1 protein-coding gene is annotated in these 1,767 nt (G+C 53.7%); it reads right to left on the bottom strand.

Features of this window, described 5'->3' with window-relative positions; all coding sequences use genetic code 11:
• Positions 1-168: 168 nt before the first annotated feature.
• On the bottom strand, positions 169-1,464 hold the full coding sequence (locus LOC54_RS12160) for an O-acetylhomoserine aminocarboxypropyltransferase/cysteine synthase family protein (protein WP_279314042.1): 1,296 nt from the start codon (positions 1,462-1,464) through the stop codon (positions 169-171).
• Positions 1,465-1,767 lie beyond the last annotated feature (303 nt).

Here is a 1,767-nt window from a genome sequence, read left to right on the forward strand (position 1 = left end):
GCGCGACCGCTCTCGCCGCATGACAATCCCTTCTCCGGCCTTCAGTCACCTAACATCAGTTAACGTGACAGCACCTCAGGACATCCTGAAATCTCAAATCTTTTACAGAACGGATTGTGGAGGAAAAGCAATCTGCATCTGCCTGAGAACTGTTCCTCCACCATTCCTTCACTGAGCGTTTATCAATGCCTGCTCAAGATCGCGAAGGATGTCATCGATATGTTCAAGGCCGATTGACAGTCTGACATAACCTTCTGACACGCCAGATGCCTTCTGTCCTTCCGCCGATAGCTGGCTGTGCGTCGTAGAAGCCGGATGAATTGCGAGACTACGCGCATCACCGATATTGGCGACATGATAGAAGAGATTCAGCGAGTCAATGAAACGTCGTCCCGCTTCCCGTCCTCCAGCGAGTTCAAAACCGAGCAGTCCTCCAAAACCGTTCGGTAAATATTTCCTCGCACGGGTGGCCTGCAAGCCTGTCTGAACGGAAGGATGAATGATTTTTACTACCTCGTTGCGAGACTGAAGATACTCTACGACCTTCATGGTATTTTCACAGTGACGCGGCATTCGAAGCGGTAGTGTTTCCAGCCCCTGGAGTATCTGAAATGCATTGAACGGTGATAGCGCTGCACCGAGATCCCGCAGCATGACCGTTCGGGCACGCAGTGCATAGGCAACTGGTCCTATCGCCTTTGCTGCCTCGCTCCATACTGCGCCGTGATAGCCGGGGTCTGGCGTGTTGAGCAGAGGCTGGCGTTCGGGGAAGGCGCTCCAGTCAAACGTGCCACTGTCAACGATGATACCGCCGATTGATGTGCCATGTCCCCCAATATATTTGGTGGTGGAATAAACGACGATGGCTGCGCCATGATCGAATGGTCTCGCAATGAGAGGCGCAGCCGTATTGTCTACAATCAGCGGGATACCAAGTGGACGACCAAGTGCTGCGATTTCTCCGATCGGGCAGACAACCAGCTTGGGATTAGGTAATGTTTCGACATACCAGGCACGGGTCCGGTCGTCGCTGGCACGCACAAATGCCTCCGGGTCAGCCGGGTCAACAAAACGCACTTCGATACCCAGATTTCCCAGCGTATTGGCAAACAGGTTCCAGGTGCCACCATAAATGTCAGTGCCGCTGACGATGTTATCGCCAGCCCGGGCGAGGTTCTGGACAGCGTAGGCTGAGGCTGCCTGTCCGGATGCGGTAGCGACAGCCGCCACTCCTCCCTCCAGTGCAGTGATGCGTTGTTCGAGAATGTTGGTAGTTGGATTGCCCAAACGAGTGTAGATATTGCCCGGCTCCCTCAGGGCGAAGAGATCAGCAGCGTGATCTGAGTCGCGGAACTGGTACGAAGTGGTTTGATAAATGGGTGGTGCCACGGAACCGGTGGCCGGGTCGGCGCGCCATCCGGCATGGAGTGCTAATGTTTCGGGGTGAAGAACAGGTTTGGTCATCGTCATCCTTTCAGGAAAAAATCGGAAAAACAGTCTATCAGATGGCGCATATTCTGCGGATCGGGAAGCGGAGGCAAATTACATCAATGACGTGTATCTGCCTGTTGTTCGTCAGTTTCTTATGACAGCGCAAAATTAACTGCTGCTTCGACGTGGATGACAGTGGAGTCGAAGCCAGGCACAGGCAACCCATCCGGCTGCAGAATCATGCCAATCTCGGTGCAGCCTGACGTGCCCCCCTTTTTGTATCCACTCAAAAGGAGAGTTCCCGTTTTTTATGGCTTGGGGTTGATGGGATGACAA

Source organism: Acetobacter sp. AN02 (assembly GCF_029759835.1).
In the GTDB taxonomy this organism is placed as follows: domain Bacteria; phylum Pseudomonadota; class Alphaproteobacteria; order Acetobacterales; family Acetobacteraceae; genus Acetobacter.